The sequence below is a fragment of the Actomonas aquatica genome (genome assembly GCF_019679435.2).
GTDB lineage: Bacteria > Verrucomicrobiota > Verrucomicrobiia > Opitutales > Opitutaceae > Actomonas > Actomonas aquatica.
This window is the reverse complement of the sequence record NZ_CP139781.1, coordinates 268,947-283,671: the sequence shown is the minus strand read 5'-3', so window position 1 is coordinate 283,671 and position 14,725 is coordinate 268,947. Positions and strand designations below refer to the sequence as shown.

Below are 14,725 nucleotides of genomic sequence, written 5' to 3'. Positions count from 1 at the left end.
GAGGCCGTCCCGATAACAATACCGAGGCAGCCGTTTTCAGCGGCGCGGGCTCTCAAACCTCGGTTACGATGAATGCCAACCGCACGGTCGGCTCCATCGTGTTCACCGCCGGCTCCAATGCCATCACCTTCGCCGACGCCAATCGTCTCGTGACCATCGACGCCGTCAACGAACCCGACGCTCTCGGTATCCTGAACGAGCGTTCGTGGACGACACACACCTTCAACGCCGACCTCCGCATCGGCAGCGACCAGACCTGGCGCACCACCCAGGCTGGTGGCGCTTTGACCTTCACCTACGGCGTCGATCTGCAGAGCAACACCCTCACCCTTGATCCGCAAAATTCCAGCGGGTCGATCACCTTCACCGGCGCCAACGGCGTCATCACCGGCACCGGCGGCCTGATCAAAGAGGGCGCAGGCACCGTCTATATCACCGGCGGTTCTCACACCTACACGGGGGACACCGTCGTCAACGCGGGCACCTTCCAGATCAACGCCTCCAACGTGCTCTCCGACAGCACCGACCTTTCCATCGACTCCGGCGCGACGTTCCAGTTCGACTGGGGCAGCTTTACCGAAACCGTCGGCGCGCTCTCCGGCGACGGCAACCTTTCCCTCCGCAGCAGCACGTTCATCACCGACACCTCCAGCGATACCGAGTTTTCCGGCACGATTACTGACAACTACGCCGCGTTCCGCAAAGCTGGCACCGGCGACCTTACCCTCTCCGGCGACAACACCTATAGCGGCCTGACCTACATCGACGGCGGCACGCTCATCGCCGCCAGCGACGACGCCCTCGGCGCGGCCACCTACGGCAATGTCATCGCCAACGGCGCCACCCTCGCCCTCCAGGGCGACATCAACCTCGACGAGTCCAACTTTTCCCTCTCCGGCACCGGCGACGGCGGCACCGGCGCGATCCGCAATATCTCTGGTGACAATACCCTCACCGCCTCCCTCAGCTTCACCGGCAACACGACCATCGCTTCCGAAGCCGGCAGCCTCACCCTCACCAATCAGCTCGCCCTCTCCAACGCCCTCACCCTTGAGGGCGCCGGCGACATCACCGCCTCCGGCCAGATCACCGGCAGCAGCGCCCTCACCAAAAACGGATCCGGCACCCTCACCCTCTCGGGCTCCGGCGGCAATTCCTTCTCCGGCGGTTTTAACCTCAACGACGGTGGAGTCATTCTCAACAAAACCGACGGCACCAGCGCTCTCGGCCAGGGCTCCATCAACATCGGCGACGGCTCCGGTGCAGCCGGCTCCGCCTCCGTGACCTACCAGTCTGGCAACCAGATCGTCGACTACGCCTCGACCATCACCATCAACTCCGACGGCCTGCTCGACCTCAACGGCAACACCGAATCCCTCAACATCATCGCAGGCTCCGGCCAGATCGACCTCGGCTCGGGCCACCTCACCCTCGGCGTCAACTCCGGCAGCTCCACCTTCTCCGGCACCATCGCCGGGTCCGGCAACCTCACCAAATCCGGCAGCGGCACCGTCACGCTCGACGGCTCCGGCAGCAACTCCTTCACCGGCACCACCACGGTCGCCGGCGGCACCCTCGCCCTCGACATGGCCGGCGGCAACGCCCTCAACGGCGACATCACCATCGGCGACGGCTCCGGCACCGACACCCTTCGCCTCGACAGCGCCAACCAGATCGCCGACTCCAGCGCCATCACCCTCGCGGCCGGCGGCGTGCTCAATCTTAACAACAACAACGAGACCGTCGGTTCGATCGCCAGCGCCAGCAGCTCCTCCTCCATCAGCTTCGGCAGCGGCAGCTTCACCACCGGCACCGCCGGCACCACCTTCGCCGGCGCCATCTCCGGCACGGGCGACTTCACCCTCACGGGTAGCGACTCCCTCACCCTCTCCGGCAACAACAGCTTCTCCGGCGACCTCACCGTGAGCTCCGGCACCACCCTCATCGCCGCCTCCGACAACGCCCTCGGCTCCGGCGGCGGCACCACCACCATCCAGTCCGGCGCCACCCTCGAGCTCACCGGCGGCATCGATATCGACTCCGAGACCGGCATCACTCTCGCCGGCACCGGCACCTCCGGCCAAGGCGCCGTGGTCAGCTCCTCCGGCGACAACATCCTCGATTCGGTCTTCTCCCTCACCGGCGACACGACCTTCTCCGCCACCGCCGATTCCCTCACCGTCGGCACCCAAGGCACCTCGCCGCTCTTCGACCTCAACGGCTACGACGTCACCTTCAACGCCGACGGCGGCGACATCATCTTCGAGGCCGACTTCACCGACGCTGGCGATGTCTACAAAACCGGCTCCGGCACCCTCTCTCTCAATCACTCCGAGGCCTACCCCGCCATCATCTCGCCCGACACCGACTTTTACCTGCAGGACGGCACCACCATCCTCAACACCTACAACAACGAAGACACCGGCGTTCTCGGCGACGTCACGGTGGGTGACGGTATCGGCGCCGCCGGCTCCGCCGTCTTCCAGCAGGGCCACACCGAGAGCGGCAACGGTTACCTCTTCAACAACCTCATCTCCGACTCCTCCAACATTACCATCAACTCCGATGGTTACTGGGACCTCCAGGGCTACAAGGAGATCGTCAACGACGTCACCATGAACGGCGGCACCATCGTGGCCATGAACGGCACCGGCTCCGGCGACCGCCTCGACATCATCGGCACCCTCACCGCCTCCGGTGGCACCACCGCCACCATCGAGGGCCGCCTCGGCATGAACAATGACAGCGCCAAGTCCATCGTCGTCGACTCCGGTGCCACCCTCGACATCAACGCCGTGCTCTCCAACGGCGGCTTCAACAAAACCGGCGACGGCACCCTCGAACTCTCCGGCGCCAACTCTTTCACCGGCACCGCCCTCATCTCCGACGGCATCGTGCGCGTCGACAACAACTCCGGTCTCGGTGCCACCGCCGGCGGCACCCAGGTCCTTTCCGGCGGCCAACTCCAACTCGACGGCGTCACCATCGGCGCCGAGTCCCTCCAGATCGCCGGCTCCGGCCAAAACAACGACGGCTCCGGTGCCCTCCGCGCCCTCGCCGGCACCTCCAACACCTGGGGCGGCAGCGTGCTCATGACCGCCAATGCCCGCATCGTCACCGCGACCGGCGCCGACCTCACCATCGATGGCAACATCACCGGCTCCGGCACCACCCTCGACGTCGAGTCCATCGGCGACACCACCTTCAACGGTAACAACACCTTCAATACGCTCAACAAAACCGGCGCCGGCACCCTCACCGTCACCGGCATCAACACCTACGCCACCACCAACGTGAACGGTGGCACCTACGCCCTCGGCGCCTCCAACATCCTCACCAATACCATGGATGTGAACCTCGGCGCGTCCGGCACCTTCAACGTCGGCTCCTACACCGAGGTCATCGACGACCTCAACGGCAGCGGCACCCTCACTATCGCCTCCGGCGGCGACCTCACCATCGACCAGATCGGCAACAGTGGCGCCTTCACCGGCACCCTCAACGTCGACGGCATCCTCACCCTCAACGGCGGCACCATCGGCGCGGCGGACGGCTCCGCCTCCACCGGCACGATCGAACTCACCGCCGGCAACACCCTCAACATCGTCGATAACTTCGACTTCGGCGGCACCCTCCTCCTCGCCGACAATACCACGCTCAACCTCGTCAACGATGGCACCACCTTCGACGTCGGCACCCTCCGCGTCACGGGTGACAGCGTGATCGATTTCGCCGGCACCGACATCGCCACCCTCAACATCGGCACGCTCGAGATCGACCTCGGCGGCACCATCTACGCCACCAGTTGGAGTAGCTTCTACGACCTCTGGACCGCGACCAACTTCACCGGCGCGACCCTCGACGAACGCAACGGCACGACCGCGCAGATCACCTTCGATGGTTTCACGGCGGCCGACACCATCTGGCTCACCTACGACTACGGCGCCAACGAGATCACCGTCCCCGAGCCCAGCACCTATGGCTTCTTGCTCATGAGCGGTCTCGGCGGGCTCTACGCCCTGCGCCGCCGCCGGAAGCAGTTGAAGTCAAAAGCTGAAGTTTAAAGTAGGGTCGGCTTCAGCCGACCCTTAACCTTAAACTTCCGCCTCAAACTGCGCGGCGCGCAGCGCCGCCTCGCCTCAGCTATTCGCCAACTCGCGCTGAATCGGGAACAGGTCCCGCAACGCCAGACTCAGGCGATCCTGCACGTCCTGCAATTTGGCATAACGCGCATGACGCTTCTTGTCGGGCTTCACCCGCGTCGATTCGTCCTTGGCCACCACCTTTTCGGCGATGCTGGAAATCTTCGCAGTCGGGCGGGTCTGCCGGGCCATCGCCCACGCGGCCTGGATCGCCCCACCCAACGCAGCGCCTTCATCCTCGACCATGGCGACCACCGGCACACCAAACACATCGGCCATGATCTGACGCCACACCGCCGACTTCGCGCCACCACCGGTCACGCGGATTTCGCGCGGCGTCACGCCGAGATCGGCCAGACGACGCAGGCCGTAGTTCATGCCCATCGTCACACCTTCCATGGCGGCCCGCGCCATGTGGCTCGGCTTCAGCGTGTGCTGATTCATGCCGAGAAACACGCCCGATCCCGCCGGCACGTTCGGGGTGCGCTCACCTTCCAAATACGGCAGCATCACCAAACCACCCGCGCCTGCCGGAGCCGCCGCGACCGCGTCGGCCAACTCGGTGTGATCGTAGTTGAACAGCCCGCGCACCTGCTCGGTCACGGTCGTCACATTCATGGTGCACAGCAGCGGCATCCAGCCACCGGTCGAGCCGCAGAACGCCGCAATCTCACCCTGCGGATCCACCACCGGCGCCTCGGCGTGTGCGTAGATCGTGCCGCTGGTGCCAAAGCTCGCCGTCACCACGCCGGCCTTCACGTTGCCGGTGCCGATCGCGCCCATCATGTTGTCACCACCACCGGCCGAGACGATCACGTCTTCGCTAAAGCCATACTTCGCCGCGACCTCGGGCAGCAGCGTGCCGACAATCGCATCCGACTCGCTCAGCGGCGGCAGGTAATCCATCAGCTTCGGGTCGATCGCGTTGATCACGGCCTTGGACCACTTGCGTTTGCGCACGTCCATCAGCGCCGTGCCGGACGCGTCGCCATACTCCATGAAGTATTCGCCGGTCAGATAAAAGTTGAGGTAGTCGTGCGGCAGCAACACGTGGCGCAGCTTCGCGTAGTTCTTCGGCTCATTGCGCTTGAGCCACAAAATCTTCGGCGCGGTGAAGCCCGGCAGAATCGCCAGACCGGCCTTGCGGATCACCGCCTTGGTGCCGCCCAGTTGCTTGGTCAGGATCGCGCACTCTTCGGTGGTCGAGGTGTCGCACCAGAGCTTGGCCGGACGGATCACTTCGCCGTCCTTGTCGAGCGGCACGAAGCCATGCTGCTGACCCGAGATGCCGATGCCCTTCACCCGCGTGCGATCGATCTGCGAGGCGACCGCGCCGATCGTCGTGTCGAGCGCCGCCACCCACTCCTGCGGATGCTGCTCCATGTGCCCCACTGGCAAACCCGCGATCAGGCGATGCGGCGCGCGCGCTTCGGCGACGACTTTGCCCGTATCGAGATCGAGGGCGACGGCTTTGGTGGATTGAGTTCCGGAATCGATGCCAATGTAGATGCTCATGGTGGGGAGTTTTTGGGACGCCCCTTATGGCGGATTCCGCCCGCGCTTGGACACCAAAAACGGCCGCGCGCTGTTCTATTAATTGAATCACCGGTTCCCATCACCGGCACTTCCCACTCGACCGGGCCTCGCCGGTTGCTTTGCCTAGCGAACTCTTTTCGATTTTACCAATACCCATCATGTCCGCGTCACCCACCATCATCTACACCAAGACCGACGAAGCCCCCGCGCTCGCGACCTACTCGCTCCTCCCCATCGTGCAGGCGTTCACCAAACACGCTGCCATCAACGTGGAGACCCGCGACATCTCTCTCGCCGGCCGCATCCTCTCCCAGTTCCCCGAGTCGCTGACCGAGGACCAGCGCATCGGTGACCACCTCGCCGAACTCGGCGACCTCGCCAAGACGCCCGAGGCCAACATCATCAAGCTGCCCAACATCAGCGCCTCCATTCCCCAGCTCAAGGCCGCCATCGCCGAGCTCCAAGCCAAGGGTTACCAGCTGCCCGACTACCCGGCCAATCCCGCCACCGACGAGGAGAAGTCGATCAAGGCCCGCTACGACAAGGTGAAGGGCTCCGCCGTCAACCCGGTCCTCCGCGAGGGCAACTCCGACCGCCGCGCGCCGAAAGCCGTCAAGGACTACGCCCGCGCCAACCCGCACTCCATGGGTGCCTGGGCTGCCGATTCCAAGACCAACGTCGCCACCATGGGCGCCGATGACTTCTTCTCCAACGAGAAGTCCGTCACCCTGCCCGCCGCCACCACCGCCAAGATCAGCTTCATCGCCGACGACGGCAACGTGTCCGTGCTCAAGGACGGTCTCAAACTCCAGGCCGGCGAGATCCTCGACGGCACCCACATGAGCAAGGAAGCCCTCGTCTCCTTCCTCAAGGACCAAGTCCTCCGCGCCCAGGACGAAGGCGTGCTCTTCTCCCTCCACATGAAGGCCACCATGATGAAGGTCTCCGACCCGATCATCTTCGGCCACGGCGTGAAGGTCTTCTTCGCCGATCTCATCGCCAAGCACGAAGCGGTCATCAACGAGCTCGGCGTCGACTTCAACAACGGCCTCGGTGACCTCGTCGCCAAAATCCAGACCCTGCCGGAAGACCAAAAGGCCGAGATCGAAGCCGATCTCCAAGCCGCCTACGCCGCCGGTCCCGACCTCGCCATGGTCAACTCCGACAAGGGTATCACCGGTCTACACGTGCCCTCCGACATCATCATCGACGCCTCCATGCCCGCCATGATCCGCGCTGGTGGTAAGATGTGGGACGCCGCCGGCAAGACCCGCGACGCCCTCGCCGTCATTCCTGACAGCTCCTACGCCGGCGTCTACCAGGCCACCATCGACTTCTGCCGCGAAAACGGCGCCCTCGATCCGAAGACCATGGGCTCCGTGCCCAACGTCGGCCTCATGGCCCAGAAGGCCGAGGAATACGGTTCCCACGACAAGACCTTCGAGATCCCGGCCAGCGGCACCGTCCGCGTGACCGATGCCGACGGCAACGTCCTCCTCGAACACCGCGTCGGCGCCGGCGACATCTGGCGCGCCTGCCAGGCCAAGGACGCCCCCATCCGCGATTGGGTGAAGCTCGCCGTCAACCGCGCCCGCGCCACCGGCTCGCCCGCCGTCTTCTGGCTCGATGAAGCCCGCGCCCACGACGCCCAGCTCATCACCAAGGTGAAGACGTATTTGCAGGAGCATGACACCGCCGGCCTCGACATCCGCATCATGGCCCCGGCCGCCGCCTGCACCTTCAGCCTCGAGCGCATCAAGGCCGGTCAGGACACCATCTCCGTCACCGGCAACGTGCTGCGCGACTACCTCACCGACCTTTTCCCCATCCTCGAGCTCGGCACCAGCGCCAAGATGCTCTCCATCGTTCCCCTCATGAACGGCGGCGGCCTCTTCGAAACTGGCGCCGGCGGTTCCGCGCCCAAGCACGTGCAACAGTTCGTCGCCGAGAACTACCTGCGCTGGGACAGCCTCGGTGAGTTCCTCGCCCTCGCCGTCTCGCTCGAACATCTCGCCGGCAGCTTCGACAACCCGAAGGCCAAGGTGCTCGCCACCACCCTCGACGCCGCCACCGGCAAGTTCCTCGTCAACGACAAGTCGCCCACGCGCCGCGTCGGTGGCATCGACAACCGCGGCAGCCACTTCTACCTCGCTCTCTACTGGGCCGAGGCCCTGGCCGCCCAAGACGACGACGCCGAACTCAAGGCCCTCTTCACGCCGGTCGCGGAAAAGCTCGCGGCCGACGAAGCCAAGATCGTTGAAGAGCTCATCGGCGCCCAAGGCAGCCCGGCCGACATCGGTGGCTACTACCAGCCCGACGACGCCAAGGCCGCCGCCGCCATGCGCCCCAGCGCCACGCTCAACGCCGTCATTGACGCGCTCTAAGCTCAGCGAGACCCATCGTTTCCTCACAACAACAGCCGCCGGTCCTCCGGCGGCTGTTTTGTTTGGCCCTCTAAACCGCCTGCAAGATCGGCGCAGTGTCGCTGCGCCCGGCCAGCTCTTCGCGCAGGCCCCGGGCCCGCGCCAGCATCGTGCGCTCAAACTCCCGCAGCTTGAAGCTGGGAAACACGCAGTCCTGCAACACTTCCCACGCCGGCGTGCGATCCGCCCAGAAGGTCTCCTCGCGATTCACCGGACTGCCGGAACAACCGACGCCGGCATGCTCACAAAAATTCCGGGCCAGCGCAACGACCGCCGCCAGCCGCGCATCCTCACCGGCTTCGACTGGATTGGCCAGATGCCGCATGACCTGCGTGAAACGTTCCGACAGCCCAAAGTGCTGCCCGAAGTGCGCCCCCAATTGCGCGGTCGTGCAGTCGAAATACTGCTTCTCCAGCTCGACCAACGGACGGCGCTGGCGCCGCGCTTCGTCCACGATCACCTGGAAACCGATCGGCTCCAAATGCGCCAAAATCAGTTTGCCGATGTCGTGTAACTCACCCGCCGTGCGCGCCACCGGTTCGAGGCTGAACAACTCCATCTGCTGACAGATCAACTGCGACACCCGCGCCACCGACCGCACAAAGGTCCAATACCGCGACCAATTGAACTGCGGCGGAATCTCCAGCGTTCGCTGCGAGACCGTGATCATGCCGCGACTCAGTGCCGCCAGCTTCATCTCCCCCAATTGACTGACCGCCGACCGGGCATCCTCGATGCGCGAGCGAGCATCCGGTGCCGGATGTGCCTTGTTCACCGCGATCAATACCTGGGTCGAAAGCCCCGGATCGCGCGCCACCAAATCCATCAGCGGATGAATACAGGAGGGTTGTCCCGTCGCCGTCATACGAAACGCCGCCGCCGCCGAGTCGATCACCGGGAATCCCGTCATCGCTTCCACCCGCGGTTTGAGCTCATCCCAAGTCATCATCGGGCAACGACCCTGCGCCGGCGCTTCCCGCCAGACTGCCAGCAGCTTTTCGTGCTCCTGCTCGCTCACCTCCTGGTCGTTCATGAAGCCCACGCAGGCGATGTCCGGATCCAGCCGATGTTCGATCATGCGCCCGGCCAATTCCAGGGATTCAAACGCGGCCGGCAGTCGGCCTTCCTGGTGGGCTTTGGCCACGGCTTCCACGTTGCTGAGCGCGCTCACCACGCCCCAGGCGCCCGCGGCCTCCGCCGCCTCGCGCACGGCGGCCACCTCATCCGGCAGCTCCGACGGTTCGTCGCCATGCGCATTGGCCGCCTGATCCGCCCACTGCCGCACGGTCGGCAACACGCCATCCACGCTCTTGCGCAGATCCCGCAACATGCCGTGCAGGTCGTGCTGCCGATACCCCATCAACTGACAAAAGGAACGTTCCTCCTCGAAGAGCGCGTCGCGCCACTTGGCCGCCAGAGCCTTACCGACCTCCTGAAACACCACGTCTTCGTCGTAGGGTTTCATCAAAAAATTCTGCACCTTGGACTCGAGGCACATCTTCACGTCGTTGCGATTCGCGCGGGCCGTGTAAATCACGACCGGAATGCCCTTCAACTGGCTGTCGGCCCGCAGACGGCGCAACAGCCCGATACCAGAGCCGTCCTTGAGTGACAGCTCCAGAATCACGAGGTCCACCTTCACCTGCTCGCGGATAAACGTCCACGCGGCGGGCTCGGTATCCACCGTCGCCAGACGATGATTACCGCGATCGAGGATACCTCGCATCGCACTGCAGGGAGTTTCTCCGGGATCTACTAAGAGGATATTGGCCATAACGCATCAACCGGACGTAGTTCACCCGTCCGACTTCACTTTTCGATATCGGCCTGAACGGACCGAAATTGAACCTTCGTTTCCCAAAAACTCCGTAGTTTTCCCTAGAAACACCCTTGTCCGAAACCATCCGAGCGCAGCCTTGTCAGGGTCCGGTTCCTTCCTCTCACTCGCACGCTCTCTCTATGAATACCCGTTTCCGTTTTTCTCCTGCCATTGCTGTCCTCTCCTCGTCCCTGTTGCTGGGTTTGGTCGCTTGCCAGAAATCAGAACCAGAACCGCAACCCACCGAAACCAAACCCGCTATGTCCGAATCCGACGCCACTCCGGCGCCCGAATCCACCCCGGCCTCCACCGCCGCCGCCTCCTTTGATTCCATCGACCAGAAGGTCTCCTACGGCATCGGCATGCAAATGGGCAGCCAACTCGCCCAGGACCCGTCCCTTTCCATCGACCTCGACGCCCTCGCCGAGGGCATCGCCGATGCCCTCGCCGGCAACCAGCCTAAGGTCAGCCAAGCCGATCTCATGATGGCCTTCCAAGCCAAGCGTGCCGAGGCTCAGGAAGCCGCCAACGCCAAGGCCCAGGTTAATCTCGAAGCCGGTGCCGCCTTCCTCGCCCAAAACGGCGCCCGCCCGGAAGTCACCACCACCGCCTCCGGCCTGCAATACGAGGTCATCGTCGCCGGCACCGGCCCCAAGCCGACCCCCGCCCAATCCGTCCAGGTTCACTACCACGGCACGCTCATCGACGGCACCGTCTTCGATAGCTCCGTGCAACGCGGCGAGCCGATCTCCTTCCCCGTCACCGGCGTGATCAAGGGCTGGATCGAAGCCCTCCAACTCATGCCCCAGGGCTCCAAGTGGAAGCTCTACATTCCGGCCGACCTCGCCTACGGCAACGTCGACAAGGGCACCATTCCTCCCGGCTCGACCCTCATCTTCGAAGTCGAGCTGCTCGACATCAAATAAGCGACGAGCCGCGGTCGCATCGACCGCCCTCTTCTCAATCTGCGCAACGCGGACCGACCTTCGGGTGGTCCGCGTTGTTGCGTTCAGGGAACCTGCGCCTCACCTCAATCCAACGGCGCGATCGCGCCCGGGTAACGACGCTCGTCGCCAATCCGCCCCAGCAGCTCCGCGATTTCCTCCGGCAAAGCCACCCCGGCGGCGCGCCCGGGAAACTCCGGCAACAGCTCAAAGTTCCCCAACTCCGCGCCGCGAAACAGCGGCCCGCCATAGTCCACCCAACTCAGCCCGTTCGCACCAAACAACGGCACGTCGGCGTGCAGCTCGGCGATGCTGGCATATTCCTTGGCAAAACCGTCCGCCTCCGGAGCCGGTGCCCAGTGGATCAAGGCCTGCGCCGGCATCACGCCCGCGCGCCGCACCAACACATTGCCGTCCATCGCCGTCACCTGCGGCGTCGTCAGCCGGCCATTCACTGCCTCGTGCTGCCAGAAGTTCGCCAGCGGGCCGTCCTTGGAATCGTCGGCTACCACCAGGTTGTTCACTAACACATGGCCGTCACGCTCATCGACATCCGGCCCCGCGCTGGCGTGCCAGCCAAAGTGATCGTTGGCCGCATGACTGCGAGCCGAGCGCTGAAACGCCGCCTCACTGTTGTAGAGGGTATTCTGATACACCGCCACATCCGAGCTGTTGAGCACGCGGATGCTCGAATCAACAAACACGTTGTTCGCACAGATCGCGCCCTTGGAGATTTCGAAGAAGAAACCGTTCGGCGTATTCTCCACCCAGTTGTTGATGAAGATGCCGTCCACGTTGCCGACGTCATACCACACGCCGCTGGCATTGGGGTTGTCGATGATGAGGTTGTCGCGGACGACGCAGTTGTAGGACTGGTTAAAAATCTTCACCGACGACGCAAAATACCCGCCCAGATTTTCCGGGCTGTTCGTGCGCGTCACGATGTTGCGCTCGAGTAACACGTCGGCCGAGTTGATCACGTAGATGCCTTCCGTGCCGGTGTCCGACACGAGGCAGTGCCGCATCGTCAGCCCATCGCCGCGGAAATACCCCGCCACGCGCGAGCAGTGCGAAATCGTGAGGTGCTCAAAGGTCGTGCCCACGATCTCTTTGCCGAACTTGTCGGGCGACATGTAGGCCCCCGGCTCCGTGCCTTCCACCAGCAACGCGAGCCGCGCGTATTGAGTGAAGGTGAGCCCGCGCAGCGTCGGCCCTTTGCCGTCGTTGGCTTTGCCGTGCACCGTGCGCGTCGTCCGGGTGAGCGCGCTGTTGTGCGCGGTGATTTCCACCACTTTGTCGGTCGGATCCACGCCGAGGAAGATCGCCGCATTCTCGTAGTCGATAAAGTAGGTCTCCGCCGTCACCTCCTCGCGTGAACCGGCGGAGCCGAGCAAGTGGCCATCCACAAACACCATGTCGTTGTTAAACTTGTGCAGCGGCGTATGACGCACGCCCCACTCCCTCCGCCACCAGTCCGCCGGCTCCGCCGGGAAGAGTCGCGTCCACGTCGTGCGCCACAGGTCCTCGCCGTCCGCCTCCCATTCGGTTGCGACCTGCGTGCCTTTGATCACCGGTCGTTCGTCCAGATAGGGCTGCATCGTGATGCCTTGGCTGAGCCGCAGGCTTCCCGTGCGGTAAACGCCGCCGCGCAACACAATCGTATCGCCCGTGACCACCTGCGCGATGGCCGACTCCAGGGTGGTCGGCGTCGCGAGCGAGTCGCCGGTCGCATCCGCCACCCCGTCCGGCGCGACATAATACACCGTGCCACGCGTCGGCACCTCGTAGCGTTGTTGGATCGGCCCGTAGGGCCCGCCCGACGGTTGGGCGAGGATCAGCGCAGGCCATAACAGCAGGGCACCAAGCACGAAGGAAAGGCGGTCAGAAAGACGGGGAAGACGCATGGGAGAAACGGGGTCGGGGGCGGCCAATCGAGTGACCAAATAGATCACACCACCTTCGCGACCTACACGACAAGTTCGACCCCATCGGATGCTTGCCGTTCAACGGCCAACACGCTTGCCGCCGGGAACCCGTTGACCGCCCCGCGTCGCTGTTGCCTGCTACCCACCATGACGCCCCGTCTTCGCCCCACCTGCGTTTTCTTCGCCCTGCTACTCGCCACCGGCCTGGCCGCCGCCCCCGCCCCGTCCGACACCACCCGTGCCGCCTACCTCCTCGTGCTGGGACGAGCCCCCACGTCAGATGCCGGCGCGGCCGACATGGCGGCCGCGTTCGCCACGGCCCGCGAGCAGTTGCAGGGCAACGCCGGGTTGCAAACCGCCGTCGCCGCGCAGGCCCGCGCCGACGCTTTCGGCGGGGCCGAAGTCGACGCCCCCGCCGCGACCGCGCTCACCTACGCCGCTCAGGTCACCGCCCACCTCGCTTGGCTCGACACTCATCCCGATGCCAACGCCCAAGTTCTCCAGCAGGCCTACCGCTACGTGATCAATCGCGACGTCTACGAAGAAGAGCTCGCTTATTGGAACGAGCAACCCGCCCGCTACTCCTACGTGATGCTGGTCGCCTGCATCGAGGACTGGGCCCGCCGTAATCAACCCGGTCTCATGGTCACCGCCGGCACGCCCACCGTTTCCATCAATTGCGAGTTCCTCACCGCCGCTCGCCTCTCTCCCGCCGATGCCGCCGTGGCCCGCAAACTCATCGGCCTCGGTGACATCACCACTCCCGGCTACCACGTGGTCGCCCCCGGCGCCGCCCACCTGAAATCCGCCGGCGGCATCCACTTCGTCGCCGCCGGCGCTACCGACTAGTCGCCGCGCTGCGACCACTCCTGCCAGCCACTCATCGCCCGGGAAAATTCGTCCGGGTTGCGCTGCAACGAGGTTTCGCAGCGGCACGTTTCCGCCGCCGGGAGCTCCAGCGTTTCCAACGCCTCGGCCTCCACCGCCAGCACCATTTCGGGATACACCTCCCGATAGTAAGTCGTCATGGTATCGTGAATACGCTCCGGCGGACACAAGCCCGCCGCGTAGTTGCACACCAGGCTGTAGTATCCCACGTGGATGCCGAGGAAACGCGCCAGCACCGGATTGATTGCATCCCCGTGTAAGGTCACCACCGGCGGTCGATCCGGCTGCAAACGCGTCACGGTCTCGTTGGTCGCCAGATGCTGCAGGATATCAAACTCCGTCTCAAAAGTGATCGTCTCCACCTGCACCAGCGCAGCCCGCAGCTCCGCCGCCGTCCACACCCGCCGCGCCGCGCCCCGCTCCACCCACGGTTGAAACAAGTCCCGCAAGCCCACCGCCAACTCCGGGCAAAACGGATCATCCAGAAACAGATTCGCCTGCGGCCAGGGGTTGGCCCACTCGGTGCCCCGCAGCCCGCGGTGATGCCGGTGGGTGCGAAAACTCCACGGCAACACCACGTCCCCCGGCTGCACGCCGCCCTCTCCGCGCGGGTCACACACCCCGTGATTGCCACCCACCAACATCGCGCGCACGCCCGCCTGCCAGAGGATCCAAAACACCCGCTCCACCGTTTCATGCCCCACCGGCTCCTGTCCCTGGATATCGCCATACGATGGCACCCACAGCACCATGCGGCCCTCCGGCAAGGTGAAGCCATGCACCTCCGGTCCGAGCCCATATGGCGTCGGCACCCGCTCGCCAAAGGTATGCTGCCACCCTCGCGCGCACCACGCCGCCACCACGTCCTCAATGGAGCGCGCCCACAACGGACTCCCGGTCAAACTCGCCCACTCCGCCCGCGGGCCCGCATAGGTGATCGAAAAATCAGGCTCAGCCATCGCGCTCCTCTGCCGGATCGGCCAGGGCCTGGCAACGTTTTGCCTTCGTCCGGCCGAACCGCAGCGCGCACTTGCGCCCCGCCAAATCC

General features: G+C 64.6%; 8 protein-coding genes. 4 read left to right on the top strand and 4 right to left on the bottom strand.

The genetic code is table 11. From position 1 onward, the window contains the following. Positions 1 to 68: 68 nt before the first annotated feature. Entirely contained in the window at positions 69 to 4,064 is a 3,996-nt protein-coding gene (locus K1X11_RS01090) for an autotransporter-associated beta strand repeat-containing protein (RefSeq protein ID WP_221028982.1), read from the top strand. A 75-nt stretch (positions 4,065 to 4,139) separates the two neighbouring features. Here K1X11_RS01090 and xylB read toward each other — a convergent pair whose 3' ends face one another. Then, positions 4,140 to 5,657 (bottom strand): xylulokinase, encoded by a 1,518-nt coding sequence (xylB, locus tag K1X11_RS01085; protein WP_221028983.1) that lies wholly within the window; start codon positions 5,655 to 5,657, stop codon positions 4,140 to 4,142. Between the two features lie 179 nt (positions 5,658 to 5,836). On the opposite strand from xylB, the gene K1X11_RS01080 reads away from it, so the two are divergent. Then, positions 5,837 to 8,062 carry an NADP-dependent isocitrate dehydrogenase gene (locus tag K1X11_RS01080; protein ID WP_225919207.1) on the top strand — a complete coding sequence of 742 codons (2,226 nt, stop codon included), beginning with the start codon at positions 5,837 to 5,839 and terminating at the stop codon, positions 8,060 to 8,062. A gap of 70 nt (positions 8,063 to 8,132) precedes the next feature. On the opposite strand, the gene K1X11_RS01075 is transcribed toward K1X11_RS01080, so the two are convergent. Continuing rightward, positions 8,133 to 9,875 (bottom strand): HDOD domain-containing protein, encoded by a 1,743-nt coding sequence (locus tag K1X11_RS01075; RefSeq protein WP_225919208.1) that lies wholly within the window; start codon positions 9,873 to 9,875, stop codon positions 8,133 to 8,135. A gap of 305 nt (positions 9,876 to 10,180) precedes the next feature. Between K1X11_RS01075 and bamJ the strand changes: the two genes are divergently transcribed. Beyond that, on the top strand, positions 10,181 to 10,846 hold the full coding sequence (bamJ, locus tag K1X11_RS01070) for a BamJ family beta-barrel-assembly machinery protein (protein WP_221028985.1): 666 nt from the start codon (positions 10,181 to 10,183) through the stop codon (positions 10,844 to 10,846). Between the two features lie 104 nt (positions 10,847 to 10,950). On the opposite strand, the gene K1X11_RS01065 is transcribed toward bamJ, so the two are convergent. Continuing rightward, positions 10,951 to 12,768 (bottom strand): right-handed parallel beta-helix repeat-containing protein, encoded by a 1,818-nt coding sequence (locus K1X11_RS01065; protein ID WP_221028986.1) that lies wholly within the window; start codon positions 12,766 to 12,768, stop codon positions 10,951 to 10,953. Positions 12,769 to 12,936: 168 nt separating this feature from the next. On the opposite strand from K1X11_RS01065, the gene K1X11_RS01060 reads away from it, so the two are divergent. Beyond that, entirely contained in the window at positions 12,937 to 13,638 is a 702-nt protein-coding gene (locus K1X11_RS01060) for a hypothetical protein (protein ID WP_221028987.1), read from the top strand. On the opposite strand, the gene K1X11_RS01055 is transcribed toward K1X11_RS01060, so the two are convergent. Then, positions 13,635 to 14,636, bottom strand: coding sequence for a hypothetical protein (locus tag K1X11_RS01055; RefSeq protein ID WP_221028988.1), 1,002 nt, complete (start codon positions 14,634 to 14,636; stop codon positions 13,635 to 13,637). The genes K1X11_RS01060 and K1X11_RS01055 overlap by 4 nt on opposite strands. Between the last annotated feature and the right edge of the window lie 89 nt (positions 14,637 to 14,725).